The organism is Streptomyces sp. NPDC002698, assembly GCF_042888945.1.
Classification (GTDB): Bacteria; Actinomycetota; Actinomycetes; order Streptomycetales; family Streptomycetaceae; genus Streptomyces.
This window is the reverse complement of the sequence record NZ_JBIAQM010000017.1, coordinates 87,536-106,481: the sequence shown is the minus strand read 5'-3', so window position 1 is coordinate 106,481 and position 18,946 is coordinate 87,536. Positions and strand designations below refer to the sequence as shown.

Below are 18,946 nucleotides of genomic sequence, written 5' to 3'. Positions count from 1 at the left end.
GTGCAGGTGGTGCGTGGCTGACAGGGCGGGCGCGCCGCCCCGGGGACAAGGGGTCCGTCCACTTCCAACGGACGAAGATACGCGGGAGTGCCCGGGTTCCGGCGGCGAATCCACGCCCGTGACCCCGGCCCCCGCATGAAGGTACGGGTGATCCTCCGCGGAGTGTCAGTCCAGCGTCATAGACTTCGACGCTGACCCCCCAGACTGTCCGCAGCCTGTAACCGATGGTTCTTCCTGGAGGCCGAAACCGTGTCGAAGCCGCCGTTCACGCACCTGCACGTCCACACCCAGTACTCGCTGCTGGACGGTGCCGCGCGGCTCAAGGACATGTTCGACGCGTGCAACGAGATGGGCATGACCCATATCGCGATGAGCGACCACGGCAACCTCCACGGGGCCTATGACTTCTTCCACACGGCGAAGAAGGCCGGTGTCACCCCGATCATCGGCATCGAGGCGTACGTCGCCCCGGAGTCCCGGCGCAACAAGCGCAAGATCCAGTGGGGCCAGCCGCACCAGAAGCGCGACGACGTGTCCGGTTCGGGCGGTTACACGCACAAGACGATCTGGGCGTCGAACCGGACGGGCCTGCACAACCTCTTCAAGCTCTCCTCGGACGCGTACGCCGAGGGCTGGCTCCAGAAGTGGCCCCGGATGGACAAGGAGACGATCTCCCAGTGGTCGGAGGGGCTCATCGCCTCCACCGGCTGCCCCTCCGGAGAACTCCAGACCAGGCTGCGCCTCGGCCAGTACGACGAGGCACTGAAGTCGGCCGCCGAGTACCAGGACATCTTCGGCAAGGACCGCTACTTCCTCGAGCTGATGGACCACGGCATCGAGATCGAGCGCCGGGTCCGCGACGGGCTCCTGGACATCGGCAAGAAGCTCGGCATCCCGCCCCTGGTGACGAACGACTCGCACTACACGTACGCGCACGAGGCGACCGCCCACGACGCCCTGCTGTGCATCCAGACCGGCAAGAACCTCTCGGACCCGGACCGCTTCCGCTTCGACGGCACCGGCTACTACCTGAAGACGACGGACGAGATGTACGCCGTCGACTCCTCGGACGCCTGGCAGGAGGGCTGCGCCAACACCCTCCTGATCGCCGAGCAGATCGACACCACCGGCATGTTCGAGGCGAAGAACCTCATGCCGAAGTTCGACATCCCGGACGGCTTCACCGAGGTCACCTGGTTCCAGGAGGAGGTGCGCCTCGGCATGGAGCGCCGCTTCCCCGGCGGTGTCCCCGAGGACCGCCAGAAGCAGGCCGAGTACGAGATGGACGTCATCATCCAGATGGGGTTCCCGGGGTACTTCCTCGTCGTCGCCGACTTCATCATGTGGGCCAAGAAGCAGGGCATCGCGGTGGGCCCCGGCCGTGGTTCCGCGGCCGGCTCGATCGTCGCGTACGCCATGGGCATCACCGACCTCGACCCGATCCCGCACGGTCTGATCTTCGAGCGCTTCCTGAACCCCGAGCGCGTCTCCATGCCCGATGTCGACATCGACTTCGACGAGCGTCGGCGCGTCGAGGTGATCAGGTACGTGACCGAGAAGTACGGCGCCGACAAGGTCGCCATGATCGGCACGTACGGCAAGATCAAGGCGAAGAACGCCATCAAGGACTCCGCGCGCGTGCTGGGCTACCCGTACGCGATGGGCGACCGGCTCACCAAGGCGATGCCCGCCGACGTCCTCGGCAAGGGCATCGACCTGAACGGCATCACCGACCCCTCGCACCCCCGCTACGGCGAGGCCGGCGAGATCCGCGGGATGTACGAGAACGAGCCGGACGTGAAGAAGGTCATCGACACCGCCAAGGGCGTCGAGGGCCTGGTCCGGCAGATGGGCGTGCACGCCGCCGGCGTGATCATGTCCAGCGAGCCCATCGTCGACCACGCGCCCATCTGGGTGCGGCACACCGACGGCGTGACCATCACCCAGTGGGACTACCCCCAGTGCGAGTCGCTGGGCCTGCTCAAGATGGACTTCCTGGGCCTGCGCAACCTCACGATCATGGACGACGCCATCAAGATGGTGAAGGCCAACAAGGGCGTCGACCTGGAGATGCTCGCGCTCCCGCTGGACGACCCCAAGACCTTCGAACTGCTCTGCCGCGGTGACACCCTCGGCGTCTTCCAGTTCGACGGCGGCCCGATGCGCTCGCTGCTCCGCCAGATGCAGCCCGACAACTTCGAGGACATCTCCGCCGTCTCGGCCCTGTACCGGCCGGGCCCGATGGGCATGAACTCGCACATCAACTACGCGGAGCGCAAGAACGGCCGCCAGGAGATCACGCCGATCCACCCGGAGCTGGAGAAGCCGCTCGAAGAGGTGCTGGCCGTCACCTACGGCCTGATCGTCTACCAGGAGCAGGTCCAGAAGGCCGCCCAGATCATCGCCGGGTACTCGCTCGGCGAGGCCGACATCCTGCGCCGCGTGATGGGCAAGAAGAAGCCCGACGAGCTGGCGAAGAACTTCGTCCTCTTCCAGGAGGGCGCCCGCAAGAACGAGTACAGCGACGAGGCGATCCAGGCCCTGTGGGACGTGCTGGTCCCGTTCGCCGGCTACGCGTTCAACAAGGCGCACTCGGCCGCGTACGGACTCGTCTCGTACTGGACCGGGTACCTGAAGGCGAACTACCCGGCCGAGTACATGGCCGCTCTGCTGACCTCGGTCAAGGACGACAAGGACAAGTCGGCCGTCTACCTCAACGAGTGCCGGCGCATGGGCATCAAGGTGCTGCCGCCCAACGTGAACGAGTCCGAACAGAACTTCGCCGCCCAGGGCGACGACGTGATCCTCTTCGGCCTCTCGGCCGTCCGCAACGTCGGCACGAACGTGGTGGAATCGATCATCCGCAGCCGCAAGGCCAAGGGGAAGTACGCCTCCTTCCCGGACTACCTCGACAAGGTCGAGGCGGTCGCCTGCAACAAGCGCACCACGGAATCGCTGATCAAGGCCGGCGCGTTCGACACGATGGGGCACACCCGCAAGGGCCTCACCGCGCAGTTCGAGCCGATGATCGACAACGTGGTGGCGGTCAAGCGCAAGGAGGCCGAGGGCCAGTTCGACCTCTTCGGCGGCATGGGGGACGAGGACACCAGCGAGCCCGGCTTCGGGCTCGACGTGGAGTTCACCACCGACGAGTGGGACAAGGCCTATCTGCTCGCCCAGGAGCGGGAGATGCTCGGCCTGTACGTCTCCGACCACCCGCTCTTCGGCCTGGAGCACGTCCTGTCCGACAAGGCCGACGCGGGCATCTCCCAGCTCACCGGGGGCGAGCACGCGGACGGCGCGGTCGTCACGATCGGCGGCATCATCTCGGGCCTCCAGCGCAAGATGACCAAGCAGGGCAACGCCTGGGCGATCGCCACCGTGGAGGACCTCGCGGGCTCCATGGAGTGCATGTTCTTCCCCGCGACCTACCAGCTGGTGTCGACCCAGCTGGTCGAGGACGCGGTCGTCTTCGTCAAGGGGCGCCTCGACAAGCGCGAGGACGTGCCGCGGCTGGTCGCGATGGAACTCCAGGTCCCGGACCTGTCGAACGCGGGCACCAACGCTCCCGTGATCCTCACCATCCCGGCGCTGAAGGTGACTCCGCCGATGGTCAGCAGGCTCGGCGAGATCCTCAGCCACCACAAGGGCGAGAGCGAGGTCCGCATCCGGCTCCAGGGCCCGAGCAAGACCACGGTGCTGCGGCTCGACCGGCACCGCGTGAAGCCGGACCCGGCGCTCTTCGGCGATCTGAAGGTGCTGCTCGGCCCGGCCTGCCTGGCCGGCTGACGACCGCACGGCAGAGGCCGACGGCCGCACGGCCATGACAGAGGCCGACGGCCGCGCGGCGGAGACCCGCCGACGCACCGAGGGGCGCATCCGTCACAGGATGCGCCCCTCGGTGCGTTCCCGGGCTTCGACAGCCCGCGCGGCGGCCTCAGTTGTGGCCGAAACGCCTCTGATGCTTACGGGCAACATCAGCGGGGCTGCCCTGGGCCTGCGACATCGGCGACTGCTGTGCCTGCGCCGAAGACCGCTGTGCCTGCTCCTGCGCACGCTCGGCCTGCGAGGAGCGGTCCTGCTGGCCGCCCTGCTTGCGATTCTTGTTCTTGGCCATGGTGATCTGCCTCCTGTGGGGGATCTGGGGGCCGGGGCCGCGACCAGATTCACATAGGCTGACAAGCAGCGCATTTCGTAGAATTACCGTGCGTAATGAGACCTGTCGGCAGGTGTTCTTCCGATCCGCCACGCCGAAGATCGAGTTCCGGCCGTTAACCTCCGCACGGTCGGGCAGACTCCAATGAAGCCCGAAGCAAACCTCCCGGAAAGAGGGTGGACCGCGTGGACCGATGCATCGTCCTGGTGGACGCCGGGTATCTGCTCGGGGCCGCAGCCAGCCTCCTCGCCGGGGAACCGTCACGATCCCGGATCACCGTCGACCACACCTCCCTCATCCAGGGACTGCGCGAGCGCGCCGAGTCCGACACCGAGCGGCCCCTGCTGCGCATCTACTGGTTCGACGGCGCCCCCGACCGCGTACCGCAGCCCGAGCACCGCAGGCTGCGCGTGATGCCGCGGGTCACGGTGCGCCTGGGCGCGCTGACCCGCAGCGACGGGCGGTGGGCGCAGAAGGGCGTGGACGCCGCCATGCACGCCGAGCTGACCGAGCTCGCGCGCAACCGCGCCTGCTCCGACATCGTCCTCGTGACCGGCGACGGCGATCTGCTGCCGGGCATGATGGCCGCCAAGGAGCACGGCGTGGCCGTACACCTGTGGGCCGTGCAGGCCGCGGACGGCGACTACAACCAGTCCGAGGACCTGGTGGCCGAGGCCGACGAGCGGCGGGTGCTCGACCGCGCCTGGATCACCAAGGCGGTCCGCGCCAAGGAGATCGGCGGGATCTGCGCACCGCCGCCCGTACCGCGCCCCGAGATCGCCGCCATCCTCTCCGCGCCGCTGCCCGAGTCGGCCCTCGCCGCCGCGGCCGAGCGCTCCGCCCAGGAGACCGAGCACCACCAGGCGGCCGAATCGCCGAACGGCACCCAGGAACGGGTCCCCTCCGCCAAGGGGGTCCCCACACCGAAGGACCTGGCCGCGCTCCGCGGACCGGGCACCCAGGCCGCCCAGCACCCCGCCAACGCCACGCTGCGCTGGTCCTCGGACAAGGGCTGGGTCGACCGGCCCGGCACCACCACGGAGTCCGCGGAGGCGGCCGCCCTGCCCACGCTCGCCCAGCTCACCTCCGCGGAACAGCGGTGGGCGGACCGCGAGGAGGACATCACCACGGTCGGTGGCGACCCCTACGAGGTCGGACAGGTCTTCGCGCGCCGCTGGATGGGGCGTCTCACCGACCCCGGCCACCTCCAGAAGCTGTCGGCGATGTACCCGCGGGTCCCCCACCGGGTGGACGGCGAACTGCTGCGCTACGCGGCCCGCTTCGGCCTGCTCGCGCACAAGGACGACCAGATCGACGAGCACGACCGCTACGCGATCCGGGCCGGATTCTGGCGGGAGATCGATGTGCGCACCGCGACGGAGCACGCGCCCGTGGGGGAGTGATCCCCGAGCCTCCGGACAGGGGCCGCGGAGGCCTTTGCGCGGTGCCCGCCACGGCCCCGGGCGCATAACAGGGCATCGGACCCCGTACTCTCGTCCTTCGTGAGTACGCGCACGGCACAGACGGCCCCGACGGGACACAGGGGCGATGTCGTGTGCGCCGTGCGAGGTCTCACCAAGACCTATCCGGCGGTCCGCGGCCGTCGCGGCACCCCGGCGACACCCGAGGTCAGGGCCACCGACGGGGTACGCCTGGACATCCGCCGGGGCGAGATCTTCGGGCTGCTCGGGCCGAACGGCGCCGGAAAGTCCACCCTCGTGCGCCAGCTCACGGGGCTGATGCGTCCCGACAGCGGCAGCGTCGAGATCCTCGGGCACGACATCGTGCGCCACCCCGAGCGGGCGGCCCGCCTCCTCGCCTACCTCGGGCAGGAGTCCACCGCCCTGGACGAGCTGACCGTGTCCCTCGCCGCCGAGACGACCGGGCGGCTGCGCGGGCTCGACCTGCGCGCGGCACGGGCCGAACGGGACGCCGTCCTCGACGAACTGGGCCTGACCGCCCTCGCCTCCCGTCCCCTGAAGAAGCTCTCCGGCGGACAGCGCAGGCTCGCCTGCTTCGCCGCGGCCCTCGTCGGGCGGCGCCCGCTGCTCGTCCTCGACGAGCCCACCACCGGCATGGACCCCGTCGCCCGGCGCGCCGTGTGGGCCGCCGTCGACCGGCGCCGCGCGGAACAGGGCGCCACGGTCCTGCTCGTCACCCACAACGTCATCGAGGCCGAGACGGTCCTCGACCGGGTCGCCGTCCTCGACGAGGGACGGGTCATCGCCTGCGACACCCCGGCCGGGCTCAAGGAACAGGTCGCCGGCGAGGTGCGGGTCGAACTCGTCTGGCGCGAGACCGCCCCGCTGCACGTCCCCGAGGTCGCCGCGCTGCGCGCCCGCGCCGTCGAGTCCGGCCGCCGCTGGACCCTGCGGCTCGCGCCCGAGGAGGCCCGCGCGGCGGTGGCCACGGTCACCGGCGGAGCCGCCTTCGCCGCACTCGACGATTTCACGCTGGCCACGCCGAGCCTGGAGGACGTGTACCTGGCCCTCGGCGGCCACGCGACACAGGGACTGGTGAAGGCGTGAGTGTCCGGGGCGTGGAATCCGTACGGGAGAGGGGCGTCGTACGTGTGCGGAACAGGACGGCTGCCGACGAAGGGGAGCAGTTCGACGTGAGTGCCGTACCCGCTGGAGTGCTGCCGGGCAGCGTGCTGCCCCTGGCCGAGGACGCCGACGCGGCGGCGGAGCTGGGGCCGCGGGCGCGGCTGTGGCCCTCGATGGCCGCCGTGTACCGGGCGCAGCTCTCCCGGGCCCGTGTCGCGCGCATCCCGCTGCTGTTCGTGGCCACCTTCCAGTCCCTCGGCATCATGATCATGATGCGCGGGGTGGTGGACGGAGGCGCCGAGGCGCGGGCCGTGGTCGCCGGGTCGACGGTCCTGGTCGTCGCCTTCGTCGCCCTCAACCTGCTCGCGCAGTACTTCGGGCAGCTCCGGGCGAGCGGCGGGCTCGACCACTACGCGACGCTGCCGGTGCCGCCGGCGGCCGTGGTGCTCGGGGCCGCGGCCGCGTACGCGTCCTTCACCGTGCCCGGCACCCTCGTCACCGCCGTCTTCGGGTGTCTGCTGTTCGGCCTGCCGCTGACCCATCTGTGGGTGCTGGCCGCGGTCGTCCCGCTCGCGGGCGCCGCCCTCGCCGGGCTCGGGGCCGCGTTCGGGCTGCTCGCGCCGCGGCCCGAGCTGGCCACCCTGCTCGGCCAGATGGGCATGTCCGCGGCCCTGCTGCTGGGCGTTCTCCCGGCGGACCGGATGCCGGCCCCGGTGCAGTACCTCCGGGACCTGCTGCCCTCGACCTACGGTGTCGAGGCCTTCGCCCGCACGTTCGGAGCGGCACCCGAGTGGGGCGCCGTCCTCGGTGATCTGGCCGTCTGCGCCGGAGTCGGGGTGGTCTCGCTGGCCCTCGCGGCCTGGGCCTACCGCCGGGCGGCCGTCCGGTGACGCGGCCGGAGGCGACGCCTGGCACGATGGCAGGGTGACCGCTCCGCTGACTCCACCTCCGCCGCCGCACGAACAGTCCCCCGAGGACCGGCGGGAACCGTACCCCGCCTGGCAGACCCGGCCCGCTCCCGGCCCGGCGGGTCACCCCGTGTACCCGGGCGCGTACGAGGTCTCCTACGGACAGGACGGACCCGGGATGAGGACCGAACTGCGGGAGGCCGCCGTGATCACGATCGCGGTCGCTCTCGCGGGGGCTCTGCTCGGGGTGCTCTGGTCGTGGCTGGCGCCGCACGTGCCGTTGATCGCGGACGCCACCACGGTGTACATCAAGGACACCGAGGGCGAGCAGGCCATCGGCGTGGACGGAACCTTCACCCTGCTCGCGCTGGGCTTCGGAGCGCTGAGCGCCCTGGTCGTCTTCCTCGCGCGACGGCGTGGCGGTGTGCCTCTGGTGATCGCGCTCGCCCTGGGCGGCCTGCTCGGATCGCTGCTCGCCTGGCGGGTCGGGATCTGGCTCGGACCCACGCAGGACGTGGTCGCGCACGCCAAGGCCGTGGGCAAGGGCGTCACGTTCTCCGCGCCGCTGAAGCTCGGGGCCAAGGGCGCGCTGCTGGCGTGGTCCCTGAGCGCCCTGGTGGTCCACCTCGGCCTCATGGCCCTGTTCGGCCCCCGTGACCCCGATCCGTACCAGCAGAAGCCCTACCCGGCCGCGCCGCCGCAGGGGCCTCCGGCCGCCTAGAGCCGTTGCCTGCCACGGCACCAGGGTCTGTCCTACCGCCGCGGGGAGTCAGGGCCGGCCGGACGCCGTGGGAACGGCGGTCCGGCCGGCCCTTCCCTGTACGGCGTGGGTCAGGCGGGACGGCGGCCGTGGTTGGAACGGCCCTTCTTGATGCGCCACTTGCGTTTGCGCGTTCTCTTCGACATGCCCTTCGTGCTTAACCGAGGAAAAGGCATCCGTCGAGGGGCCGCGCAGGCCGCGCAGGCCGTGAGGCCGCCGGGCGCCGACGGCCGGTCACGTCCGTCCGACGGGCGCGGACACCGCCTCCGTGAGCTTCGCCAGGTCGGCGGGGGAGAGCTCGACCTCCATGCCGCGGCGGCCCGCCGAGACACAGATCGTGGCGTGCCCGGAGGCCGAGGAGTCCAGGACGGTGCGGAGCCTCTTGCGCTGGCCGAGGGGCGAGATGCCGCCGCGGACGTACCCCGTCGTGCGCTCGGCCGCCGCCGGGTCGGCCATCACCGCCCGCTTGCCGCCCACGGCCGTGGCGAGGGCCTTGAGGTCGAGCGAGCCCGCCACCGGGACGACCGCGACCACGAGCGCGCCGTCCACGTCCGCCACCAGGGTCTTGAAGACCCGCTCCGGCGACACGCCCATCGCCTCGGCCGCCTCCTCGCCGTAGGACGGGTGGGAGGGATCGTGCTCGTAGGCGTGGACGGTGAACGGGACGCCCGCCTCCGTCAGCGCCACCGTGGCGGGGGTGCCGCCGGACTGCTTCTTCGCCTTCTTGGCCATCGACCTTCTCGCAAGCGTCAGTTCAGGCTCGTCGGGCCGCGCGTCAGGTCCGACGCGGGCAACGACGGCAGATTACGGATGATCGCCGTCTCGGCGCGCAGCACCTTCAGCTCCTCGCGCAGCCGGGAGGCGGTGTCGGGGGCCTGGAGCAGCCGCTGCCGGGCCGGGACGTCCAGCATCACGGCGGCGGCGACGAGATAGGAGACGACCGCCGGTTCGTCCGGCAGGTCCGCGCCGGTCGACAGCGAGCGCTCGCGCGCGCCGGCCAGCCGCTTCTGGTACTGCCGGAAGGCGCGCAGGACCCCCTCGGCGAGCGCCCCCGCCTCGTCGCCCGGGTCCTCCGGGAGCTCCTCCAGCTCGGCCGTCAGGAACGCCCCGGAGGCGTCCACCGACAGCAGCCGGACCCGTGTCGTGCCGGTCGCCAGCACCTCGAAGCTGCCGTCGGCGCGCTCCCGGACGGTCGCCGCGTCCGCGACGCAGCCCACCTCGTGGAAGGCCGCGAGCGGATCGTCCCCGAACCCGGCGGCGGGCCCGCGGTCGGGCACGGCCGTCCCGTCGGGCATGCCGGGCGCGCTGGGCGAGACCTCATGGCCGTCGCGGATGGCGACGACGGCGAATCGGCGGGATTCGCCCTCGGGCGTCTTGAGCAGATCGCGCATCATGGCGCGATAGCGCTCCTCGAACACGTTCAGAGGAAGCACGAGCCCGGGGAACAGCACCGAGTTCAGGGGGAAGAGCGGGAGCCGGACGGTGGTCACGACGGGAAAGCCTAATGGTCGACGGAGCGGACGAGTCCGCCGTACCCGATCCGTGGGATCCGGCTGGGGGCACGATCCCGCAGCGGAAGCCCCGAGGCCACCTCCAGACGGACCCCGTCGCGCAGCTCCAGGTACCGGCCGAGCGGGTCGTCGGAGACCCGGGCCCAGGGGAACGAGGTCACGTACGGGCCGATGAGACGGAGCTGCTCCAGGGCGTCCTGCCAGCGCTCCAGCCGGACCAGGACGTAGGCCAGCAGGTTGCGCACCTCGGCGGGCCACGGGTCGGCGGCGGCGTAGCAGGCCGACACCGAGATCGCGAGGTCGGCCGCGGCGTCCAGGCGCTCGCGCGGCACCTCGGGACCGCCGCCCTCGGTCAGATAGGCGAAGGCCGCGCGCACCGGCAGTGCCTGGACCAGGGAGCCCGGCAGGGCGTCCTGCGCGGCGGGCTCGGCGAAGTCGAAGCACTCGGTGTGCGAGCCGTACCAGGCGGCGGAGAGGTACTGGAGCGCGGCCACGTGGCAGCCGTAGTGGTGCGGGGAGCGCCGGACGGCCTGGGCCCAGAGCCGCTCGAACTCGGTGTGCCGGACGTTGGTGCCCCGGGCGTGATCGAGGGCGATCCGCCACGGCACCGGGTCGCGCGGGGCGCCCTCGGCGGCGGACATGATCAGCGGGCCGACCTCGCGCAGCAGTTCCACCCGCGCGGGCGACTCCCAGCCGCGGCGGACGGCCAGTTCGGCCCTGACGAGGAGGACGTCCGGGTCGTGCGGGTCGTCGGCCTGCCACCGCCTGAGCCATTCGTCGCGGGAGCGCGCGAAGGCGGCGAGGCGTACGGCGTACCGGTCGCGGTCCTCCCACTCGGCGGACGCGCGGGTGGCGGCCAGCAGCGCTGCCGCGGGGGCGTACTCGCCCTGGGCCGCGGCGACGAGTGCCGGTGCCAGACGGTGGTCGGGGGCGTCGAGCAGCACCTCCTCGTCGGCCGGCAGTCCGGCGGCGAGGCGTGAGGTGTGCCGTGCCATCCGGGCGGTACGGAGGAGCGCGCTCAGGAGTGCCATGGTGTCGACCATTGAAAACCGCAGGTCGGAGCTGTGCCAGAGGCGATCGGTGACGCTTTCGTAAAGCCGATTGGTTGTGCGCCGCATGGTCAAGGTCGGGCAAAGCGTGAGCTGCTTCCGGTGCGCCGACCGCGGACGGCCGTTCGACGGCCACGGGCGGCCGTGCGCCGAACGTGAACGTCCGTGCGAACGACACGGACGTCCGTGCGACGTCCGTGCCATGCCTGCGCGATGCCTGCGTCATGCCTGCGCCATGACCGGGCGATGCCTGCGTCATGCCTGCGCCATGACCGGGCGATGCCCGCGCGGTGACAGGGTGGCGTCAGCCGCGGCGCAGCAGCCGGGTGGCGCCGGCGGCCACCGTCGTCGCCAGGACCCAGCCGAGCAGGACCACCGCCGCGGCCAGCCACTGCCAGCCGCCGCGCAGTTGCCAGAAGCCGGCCTGGCCCAGGTCGATGACCGGCAGCAGCAGATCCAGGGCGTAGAGCGAGGCGTTCCACGCGGGGTGCCCGTCGGGGTTGACCGGCCGGTGCTCGGCGTGTGCGAAGGCGATCGACGTCGCCGCCCACAGCACCGCCATCCACAGGGCGGCGCGCCCGGGACGGTATCCGTAGGCGACCGTCATGTCCTGCGCGTAGCCCCAGAGCTTGGCGGCCAGCGGCAGGGTCTCGCGGCGGCGGCGCTGCTTGGCGAGCAGCACCTCGCGGGCGTCCTCGTCCTCACCGGAGTCGCGCAGCACGGCGGCGAGGCGCTCGTACGGCTCCGGGGCGTACTCGGCGGTGGCCGCCGCCACCCACTCCAGACGCCGGGTCAGCGGGAAGGAGCCCTGCGGGACCAGGTTCTCGTACGTGAAGCCGCCCATGTGCAGGCTGCCGGGGCCCGGCCAGCTCGACGCCCGGTCGACCAGGTTGACGACCCGCGCGCCGGACAGCACGACCTTGCCGCGTTCGGGCCGGTCGCCGAGGAAGCGCAGCTCGGGCGTCTGCACCCGCAGCAGCGACAGCTCCTGGTCGTCGTCGAAGGTGAAGCGGGCCCGGTCGAAGTCGACCGCGTCCCCGAAGCGCCCGTCGTCCAGACGGATCCCGCCCTGGCACTCGAACCGCTGCACCAGGGTGCCGCGCGCCGGTGTGGTGCCGCTGGTCATCAGCGGATTGCCGAGGCCCGCGGGGGTCATGTAGAGCGTGCGGTTGACGGTGAGCTGGGGGGCGTTGAGGGCGAGCCGGGTGTACGGGTTGCTGAGCCTGCTGCCGCGCAGGCTCAGCGACACGCCGACGGTCGCGCCGCGCAGACTGAGTTCGCCGTGCGACTCCAGCATCTCGGCCTGGAGGTCCTGGCCGACGGTCATGCCGTCACCGGTGATCGAACGCCCGCGCCGGTCCCGGTAGACCACCGCCTGGTTGAGCAGCAGATCCGTGCCGATGTGCGCGTCGGTCAGCCGCACCCCGTTGTGGAAGCGGCAGCGCGGCAGATGCAGATCGCCCTCGGTGTGCAGCCGGGCCGCCTCCAGCCGGGGCACCGCGCAGTCCACCAGCCGCAGTGTCGTGAACCGGGACTCCGGCAGCAGCACCTCCTTCTCGAACCTGCACCCGTTCAGCTCCACGTACGGCACCACCGTGCCGCCCGCGAGGTCGAGCACACCGGTGATCCGTACGCCCGTCAGCTTCAGGGAGGGGACCCGGCCCTGGAGGGCGGGCGGCCCGTCGAGCAGCAGCCAGGCCACTATCCGGGCCCGGACACTGCGCTCGGGCCCCCAGGGACGGCCGCCGTGCGGATCGTCGACGGCCGTGTCCCCGTCGCGCAGGTCGTACGCACTGCCGTTGCGGAAGGCCTGCCACATCCCCGCCTCGGCGGCGGTCAGCTCGTCCGGCAGGTCTCCGGTCCGCAGGCCGGCACCATCGGTCACGGCACCTCACTTCCTCCCCGGCTACTCGCGGGTTCGTACGTTCGTGCAATGCCCGCTCAGTGACGGCGTGAACGCTCCTGGTGAGGGGGGATCTTCCGCGGAGGCGAAGGTGGCTTGTATCAGCCACTGATACAGGCGTCCGGCGCCCCGCCGCCGTCTGAGAGAATTGAGTCCGTGATCTCCCGAATCGATCTGCGCGGCGACGCCCTCCCCGAGGGCCCCGCCCTGCGTGACCTGCTGCCCCGAGCCGACTTCGACGTCTCGGCCGCCCTGGAGAAGGTGCGGCCGATCTGCGAGGCCGTACATCATCGGGGCGACGCGGCGCTGATCGACTACGCGGAGAAGTTCGACGGAGTACGGCTGGAGTCCGTACGCGTCCCGGCCCAGGCCCTCGCCGACGCCCTGGAGCGGCTCGACCCCGCCGTGCGCGCGGCCCTGGAGGAGTCGATCCGCCGCACCCGTCTCGTCCACCGCGCACAGCGCCGTACGACGCACACCACCCAGGTCGTGCCCGGCGGCTCGGTCACCGAGAAGTGGGTGCCGGTCGACCGGGTCGGGCTGTACGCGCCCGGCGGCCGCTCCGTGTACCCGTCATCCGTGATCATGAACGTGGTCCCGGCGCAGGAAGCCGGCGTCGGGTCCATCGCGCTCGCCTCCCCGGCCCAGTCCGCGTTCGGCGGCCTGCCGCACCCGACGATCCTCGCCGCCTGCGCCCTGCTCGGCGTCGACGAGGTGTACGCGGCCGGCGGCGCCACGGCCGTCGCCATGTTCGCCTACGGCACCGAGTCCTGTCCCTCGGCCGACATGGTCACCGGGCCGGGCAACATCTGGGTCGCCGCGGCCAAGCGCTACTTCACCGGCCGCATCGGCATCGACGCCGAGGCCGGCCCGACCGAGATCGCGGTCCTCGCGGACGACACCGCCGACCCCGCGCACGTCGCCGCCGACCTGATCAGCCAGGCCGAGCACGACCCGCTCGCCGCCGCCGTCCTGGTCACCGACTCGCCGGCCCTCGCGGACGCGGTCGAGAAGGAGCTGGAACCGCAGATCGCGGCCACCAAGCACATCGACGACCGGATCGTCCCGGCCCTGAGCGGCAGGCAGTCCGCGATCGTCCTCGTCGACGGCGTCGACGAGGGCCTCAGGGTCGTCGACGCGTACGGCGCCGAGCACCTGGAGATCCAGACCGCCGACGCGGCCGCCGTCGCCGACCGGGTCAGGAACGCCGGAGCGATCTTCGTCGGCCCCTGGGCCCCGGTCTCGCTCGGCGACTACGCGGCGGGCTCCAACCACGTCCTGCCCACCGGCGGCTGCGCCTGCCACTCCTCGGGTCTGTCCGTCCAGTCCTTCCTGCGCGGCATCCACATCGTCGACTACACGAAGGACGCGCTCGCCGACGTCGCCCACCACGTGGTGACACTGGCGGAGGCCGAGGACCTGCCCGCGCACGGCGCGGCGGTCAAGGCAAGGTTCGGATGGAAGGTACCCGAGGGCAAGTGACCGGCATCGACGATCTCCCCGTACGGGACGAACTGCGCGGCAAGACCCCCTACGGCGCACCCCAGCTCGACGTCCCCGTACGCCTGAACACCAACGAGAACCCGTACCCGCTGCCCGAGGCGCTCGTCGAGCGGATCGCCGAGCGGGTCCGGGAGGCCGCCCGCGGACTCAACCGCTACCCCGACCGGGACGCGGTGGAGCTGCGCACCGGGCTGGCCGCCTATCTGACGAAGACCGGCAAGCACCCGGTCGGCGTCGAGAACGTCTGGGCCGCCAACGGCTCGAACGAGGTCATCCAGCAGCTGCTCCAGACCTTCGGCGGCCCCGGCCGCAGCGCGATCGGCTTCGAACCGTCGTACTCGATGCACGCGCTCATCGCGCGCGGCACCGGCACGGCCTGGATCTCGGGCCCGCGCGGCGAGGACTTCACCATCGACCTCGCCGCCGCCGAGCGGGCCATCGCCGAGAACCGGCCGGACGTCGTCTTCGTCACCACCCCCAACAACCCCACCGGCAACGCGGTCCCGCCCGAGACGGTCCTCGCGCTGTACGAGGCCGCGCAGGCGGCGAAGCCGTCCATGGTCGTGGTCGACGAGGCCTACATCGAGTTCAGCCACGGCGACTCGCTGCTGCCGCTGCTCGAAGGACGGCCGAATCTCGTCGTCTCCCGGACGATGTCGAAGGCCTTCGGCGCGGCGGGACTGCGCCTCGGCTACCTCGCCGCCCACCCGGCGGTCGTGGACGCCGTCCAGCTCGTCCGGCTGCCGTACCACCTGTCGGCCGTGACGCAGGCGACCGCGCTGGCGGCCCTGGAGCACACCGACACCCTGCTCGGATACGTGGAGCAGCTCAAGGCCGAACGGGACCGGCTGGTCACCGAACTGCGCGCGATGGGCTGCGAGGTGACCGAGTCGGACGCGAACTTCGTGCAGTTCGGACGGTTCGCCGACACCCACGCGGCCTGGCGGAGGATCCTCGACCAGGGCGTCCTGGTCCGGGACAACGGCGTACCGGGGTGGCTGCGGGTCTCCGCCGGAACCCCGAAGGAAAACGACGCGTTCCTCGACGCGGTACGTGAACTACTGGGCTCTGTGGGGGAGAACCCCACATCCCCGAAGGAGCAGAGCGCATGAACCGCGTAGGACGCGTGGAGCGGGTGACGAAGGAGACGTCGGTCCTCGTCGAGATCGACCTCGACGGCTCCGGCAAGGTCGACGTGGCCACCGGCGTCGGCTTCTACGACCACATGCTCGACCAGCTCGGCCGGCACGGTCTGTTCGACCTGACCGTGAAGACCGAGGGCGACCTGCACATCGACTCGCACCACACCATCGAGGACACCGCCCTCGCCCTCGGCGCCGCCTTCAAGCAGGCCCTCGGCGACAAGGTCGGCATCTACCGCTTCGGCAACTGCACCGTCCCGCTGGACGAGTCGCTCGCCCAGGTCACCGTCGACCTGTCCGGCCGCCCCTACCTCGTGCACACCGAGCCCGAGAAGATGGCGCCGATGATCGGCGAGTACGACACGACGATGACCCGGCACATCCTGGAGTCCTTCGTCGCCCAGGCCCAGATCGCCCTGCACGTGCACGTCCCCTACGGACGCAACGCGCACCACATCGTGGAATGCCAGTTCAAGGCGCTGGCCCGGGCCCTGCGTTACGCCTCCGAGCGCGACCCGCGCGCAGCCGGCATCCTCCCCTCCACTAAGGGCGCACTGTGACAGGCCTCTCCAGCATTCTCATCGTCGTCGGTCTCTTCCTCGCCGGAGGGATCTACTCCTTCGTCAAGCAGGACATGCCCAGGAGCCTCGTCGTCCTGCTCTCCATCGGTGCGGCGATGTGTCTCGTCGCGGGCGTCATGCGGCTGGAGGTGTGGAGTTGAGCGAGTCCAAGAAGGTCGTCGTCTTCGACTACGGCTTCGGGAACGTACGCTCCGCCGAGCGCGCCCTCGCCCGCGCGGGCGCCGAGGTCGAGATCACCCGCGACTTCGACACCGCGATGAACGCCGACGGGCTGCTGGTGCCGGGCGTCGGCGCCTTCGCCGCCTGCATGCAGGGCCTCAGGGAGGCGCGCGGCGACTGGATCATCGGCCGCCGGCTGTCCGGCGGGCGCCCGGTCATGGGCATCTGCGTCGGCATGCAGATCCTCTTCACCCGCGGCATCGAGCACGGCGTGGAGACCGAGGGCCTCGACGAGTGGCCGGGCACGGTCGGACCGCTGGAGGCCGACGTCGTGCCCCACATGGGCTGGAACACCGTCGACACCCCGGAGGGCTCCGAGGCCTTCGCCGGCCTCGACGCCGACGCGCGGTTCTACTTCGTCCACTCCTACGCCGTCCACGACTGGTCGCTGGAAGTCGGCAACCCGCTGCTGCGCGCACCCCTGGTGACCTGGTCCACGCACGGCAAGCCCTTCGTGGCGGCCGTCGAGAACGGCGCCCTGTGGGCCACCCAGTTCCACCCCGAGAAGTCCGGCGACGCCGGAGCCCAGCTCCTCACCAACTGGATCGGAACACTGTGAGCAAGCTCGAACTCCTCCCCGCCGTCGACGTCCGCGACGGCCAGGCCGTCCGTCTCGTGCACGGCGAGTCCGGGACCGAGACCTCCTACGGCTCCCCGCTGGAGGCCGCCCTGGCCTGGCAGAGCGCCGGCGCCGAGTGGCTGCACCTCGTCGACCTGGACGCCGCGTTCGGCACCGGCGACAACCGCGCGCTGATCGCCGAGGTGACCGGGGCGATGGACATCAAGGTCGAGCTGTCCGGCGGCATCCGCGACGACGACACCCTCGCCGCCGCGCTCGCCACCGGCTGCACCCGCGTCAACCTGGGCACCGCCGCGCTGGAGACCCCCGACTGGGTCGCCAAGGTCATCGCCGAGCACGGCGACAAGATCGCCGTCGGCCTCGACGTCCGCGGCACCACCCTGCGCGGCCGCGGCTGGACCCGCGACGGCGGCGACCTCTACGAGACGCTGGCGCGCCTCGACTCCGAGGGCTGCGCCCGCTACGTGGTGACGGACATCGCCAAGGACGGCACGCTCCAGGGCCCGAACCTGGAGCTGCTGCGCAACGTGTGCGCGGTGACCGACCGCCCGGTGGTGGCCTCCGGCGGTGTGTCGTCGCTGGACGACCTGCGCGCCATCGCCGAACTCGTGCCGCTCGGCGTCGAGGGCTCGATCGTCGGCAAGGCCCTGTACGCCAAGGCGTTCACCCTCGAAGAGGCCCTGGCGGCGGTAGCCCGGTGAGCGCCGTACGCCGCCTTTCGACCGGCTCGCCCTCGGAGGAGGCCTTCGGGTACTCCCGCGCGGTGGAGCTGCCGAACGGCCTGGTGCTGGTGTCCGGCTGCAGCTCGATCATCGACGGCGACGTCGTCGAGGACGATCCCTACGAGCAGACGGTCAACGCCTTCGGTGTCGCGTTCGCGGCCCTGGAGCGGCTCGGCCTGGGCCGTGAGGACGTCGTCCGCACCCACATGCACATCACCCATGCCCGGGACGTCGAGGAGGTCGGCCGCGCCCACAAGGCGCTGTTCGACGGTATCCGCCCCGCCGCCTCCATGATCATCGTCGAGGGTCTGGTGGACCCTCGGCTGGTGGTCGAGGTCGAGGTGGAGGCGTTCCGGGCAGACCCCACGGAGCAGGGAGAAACGCGGTCATGACCCTGGCGGTCCGAGTGATTCCCTGCCTGGACGTGGACAACGGCCGGGTCGTCAAGGGCGTCAACTTCCAGAACCTGCGCGACGCGGGCGACCCCGTCGAGATGGCCAAGGTGTACGACGCCGAGGGCGCCGACGAGCTCACGTTCCTGGACATCACCGCGTCCTCGGGCAACCGTGAGACCACGTACGACGTGGTGCGCCGCACGGCCGAGCAGGTCTTCATCCCGCTGACGGTCGGCGGCGGTGTCCGTACCGCCGAGGACGTCGACAAGCTGCTGCGGGCCGGTGCCGACAAGGTCGGTGTCAACACGGCCGCCATCGCCCGTCCCGACCTCATCCGGGAGATCGCGGAGCGGTTCGGGCGGCAGGTGCTCGTGCTGTCGGTGGACGCGCGCAGGACCGGGGGCGGTTCCTTCGAGGTGACCACCCACGGCGGCCGCCAGGGCACCGGCATCGACGCCGTCGAGTGGGCCCACCGAGCCGCAGAGCTGGGCGCGGGCGAGATCCTGCTCAACTCGATGGACGCCGACGGAACGAAGGACGGCTACGACATCGAGATGATCGAGGCCGTACGCAAGCACGTCACCGTTCCACTGATCGCCAGCGGCGGCGCGGGCCGGCTCGACCACTTCCCGCCGGCCGTCGGGGCGGGCGCCGACGCGGTGCTGGCCGCGTCCGTCTTCCACTTCGGCGACCTGCGGATCGGCGAGGTCAAGGAGACCCTGCGCGCGGCGGGGCATCCCGTCCGCTAGCCGGCCCCACCGGCGGCTTTCACAGCCGCGTACGGTCTCCGTCACGGCCCGTACCCGGGCAGCCTCCGCTGCCGGGTACGGGCCGTTCGCCGTGTTCCGGGGCCGGCGTGGGGCCCGCGCGGCCGTGTTCCGGGGGAGGCCGCTTCGCGGGGAAGGGGCGCCTGCCGCCGCACCGTGAAGCCTCGCTCCGGTGGGGGAGGCCCGGCGGGGCGAGGGGGCGCG

Annotated in this window: 18 protein-coding genes; 13 read left to right on the top strand and 5 right to left on the bottom strand. The window is 71.5% G+C overall.

Annotated elements, in window-relative coordinates:
* The first annotated feature begins 249 nt into the window (after positions 1–249).
* Positions 250–3,789, top strand: coding sequence for a DNA polymerase III subunit alpha (gene dnaE, locus ACFYW9_RS23845; protein WP_389153784.1), 3,540 nt, complete (start codon positions 250–252; stop codon positions 3,787–3,789).
* A gap of 148 nt (positions 3,790–3,937) precedes the next feature.
* Here dnaE and ACFYW9_RS23840 read toward each other — a convergent pair whose 3' ends face one another.
* Positions 3,938–4,117 (bottom strand): hypothetical protein, encoded by a 180-nt coding sequence (locus ACFYW9_RS23840; RefSeq protein WP_326788325.1) that lies wholly within the window; start codon positions 4,115–4,117, stop codon positions 3,938–3,940.
* A gap of 224 nt (positions 4,118–4,341) precedes the next feature.
* Between ACFYW9_RS23840 and ACFYW9_RS23835 the strand changes: the two genes are divergently transcribed.
* From ACFYW9_RS23835 to ACFYW9_RS23820, 4 genes are all read left to right on the top strand, one after another.
* Positions 4,342–5,559: an NYN domain-containing protein gene (locus ACFYW9_RS23835; RefSeq protein WP_351867399.1), complete on the top strand. Its 1,218-nt coding sequence runs from the start codon at positions 4,342–4,344 to the stop codon at positions 5,557–5,559.
* A 150-nt stretch (positions 5,560–5,709) separates the two neighbouring features.
* A complete protein-coding gene (locus ACFYW9_RS23830; RefSeq protein WP_328674421.1) occupies positions 5,710–6,684 on the top strand; it encodes an ABC transporter ATP-binding protein in 975 nt (324 codons plus the stop codon).
* Between the two features lie 86 nt (positions 6,685–6,770).
* Entirely contained in the window at positions 6,771–7,592 is an 822-nt protein-coding gene (locus tag ACFYW9_RS23825) for an ABC transporter permease (protein ID WP_389153780.1), read from the top strand.
* A gap of 34 nt (positions 7,593–7,626) precedes the next feature.
* On the top strand, positions 7,627–8,331 hold the full coding sequence (locus tag ACFYW9_RS23820) for an AAA family ATPase (protein WP_351867393.1): 705 nt from the start codon (positions 7,627–7,629) through the stop codon (positions 8,329–8,331).
* A 273-nt stretch (positions 8,332–8,604) separates the two neighbouring features.
* Here ACFYW9_RS23820 and ybaK read toward each other — a convergent pair whose 3' ends face one another.
* The 4 genes from ybaK to ACFYW9_RS23800 form a co-directional block, all read right to left on the bottom strand.
* On the bottom strand, positions 8,605–9,102 hold the full coding sequence (gene ybaK / locus ACFYW9_RS23815; RefSeq protein WP_351867390.1) for a Cys-tRNA(Pro) deacylase: 498 nt from the start codon (positions 9,100–9,102) through the stop codon (positions 8,605–8,607).
* Positions 9,103–9,119: 17 nt separating this feature from the next.
* Positions 9,120–9,860 carry an LON peptidase substrate-binding domain-containing protein gene (locus ACFYW9_RS23810; RefSeq protein ID WP_351867387.1) on the bottom strand — a complete coding sequence of 247 codons (741 nt, stop codon included), beginning with the start codon at positions 9,858–9,860 and terminating at the stop codon, positions 9,120–9,122.
* 11 nt (positions 9,861–9,871) lie between these two features.
* Positions 9,872–10,912, bottom strand: coding sequence for a hypothetical protein (locus ACFYW9_RS23805; protein WP_389153774.1), 1,041 nt, complete (start codon positions 10,910–10,912; stop codon positions 9,872–9,874).
* A gap of 322 nt (positions 10,913–11,234) precedes the next feature.
* A complete protein-coding gene (locus ACFYW9_RS23800) occupies positions 11,235–12,815 on the bottom strand; it encodes an oxidoreductase (RefSeq protein ID WP_389153771.1) in 1,581 nt (526 codons plus the stop codon).
* A 174-nt stretch (positions 12,816–12,989) separates the two neighbouring features.
* Between ACFYW9_RS23800 and hisD the strand changes: the two genes are divergently transcribed.
* From hisD to hisF, 8 genes are read left to right on the top strand one after another with little or no spacing between them, the layout of a single operon-like run.
* Positions 12,990–14,315, top strand: coding sequence for a histidinol dehydrogenase (gene hisD / locus ACFYW9_RS23795; protein ID WP_389153768.1), 1,326 nt, complete (start codon positions 12,990–12,992; stop codon positions 14,313–14,315).
* On the top strand, positions 14,312–15,448 hold the full coding sequence (locus ACFYW9_RS23790) for a histidinol-phosphate transaminase (protein WP_389153765.1): 1,137 nt from the start codon (positions 14,312–14,314) through the stop codon (positions 15,446–15,448). The genes hisD and ACFYW9_RS23790 overlap by 4 nt, the downstream gene beginning before the upstream one ends.
* Positions 15,445–16,038, top strand: coding sequence for an imidazoleglycerol-phosphate dehydratase HisB (hisB, locus tag ACFYW9_RS23785; protein WP_266757720.1), 594 nt, complete (start codon positions 15,445–15,447; stop codon positions 16,036–16,038). Before ACFYW9_RS23790 ends, hisB begins: the two co-directional genes overlap by 4 nt.
* Positions 16,035–16,199, top strand: a complete 165-nt coding sequence (locus ACFYW9_RS23780; protein ID WP_326788335.1) for a hypothetical protein — start codon at positions 16,035–16,037, stop codon at positions 16,197–16,199. Before hisB ends, ACFYW9_RS23780 begins: the two co-directional genes overlap by 4 nt.
* The gene (hisH, locus tag ACFYW9_RS23775) at positions 16,190–16,837 is read left to right on the top strand and encodes an imidazole glycerol phosphate synthase subunit HisH (RefSeq protein WP_351867368.1); all 648 of its coding nucleotides are present in this window, start codon (positions 16,190–16,192) and stop codon (positions 16,835–16,837) included. The genes ACFYW9_RS23780 and hisH overlap by 10 nt, the downstream gene beginning before the upstream one ends.
* Complete coding sequence (priA, locus tag ACFYW9_RS23770) at positions 16,834–17,559, top strand: bifunctional 1-(5-phosphoribosyl)-5-((5-phosphoribosylamino)methylideneamino)imidazole-4-carboxamide isomerase/phosphoribosylanthranilate isomerase PriA (RefSeq protein WP_351867365.1); 726 nt, start codon at positions 16,834–16,836, stop codon at positions 17,557–17,559. Before hisH ends, priA begins: the two co-directional genes overlap by 4 nt.
* Positions 17,556–17,972: a RidA family protein gene (locus tag ACFYW9_RS23765; protein WP_351867362.1), complete on the top strand. Its 417-nt coding sequence runs from the start codon at positions 17,556–17,558 to the stop codon at positions 17,970–17,972. The genes priA and ACFYW9_RS23765 overlap by 4 nt, the downstream gene beginning before the upstream one ends.
* Positions 17,969–18,724, top strand: a complete 756-nt coding sequence (gene hisF, locus ACFYW9_RS23760) for an imidazole glycerol phosphate synthase subunit HisF (RefSeq protein WP_389153757.1) — start codon at positions 17,969–17,971, stop codon at positions 18,722–18,724. The genes ACFYW9_RS23765 and hisF overlap by 4 nt, the downstream gene beginning before the upstream one ends.
* Positions 18,725–18,946: the final 222 nt, after the last annotated feature.

Bases quoted from the DNA above. Each gene is read 5' to 3' on its own strand.
- ACFYW9_RS23840 (WP_326788325.1), bottom strand. From the start codon at position 4,117: ATGGCCAAGAACAAGAATCGCAAGCAGGGCGGCCAGCAGGACCGCTCC.
- hisB (WP_266757720.1), top strand. From the start codon at position 15,445: ATGAACCGCGTAGGACGCGTGGAGCGGGTGACGAAGGAGACGTCGGTC.
- ACFYW9_RS23805 (WP_389153774.1), bottom strand. From the start codon at position 10,912: ATGGCACTCCTGAGCGCGCTCCTCCGTACCGCCCGGATGGCACGGCAC.
- hisF (WP_389153757.1), top strand. From the start codon at position 17,969: ATGACCCTGGCGGTCCGAGTGATTCCCTGCCTGGACGTGGACAACGGC.
- ybaK (WP_351867390.1), bottom strand. From the start codon at position 9,102: ATGGCCAAGAAGGCGAAGAAGCAGTCCGGCGGCACCCCCGCCACGGTG.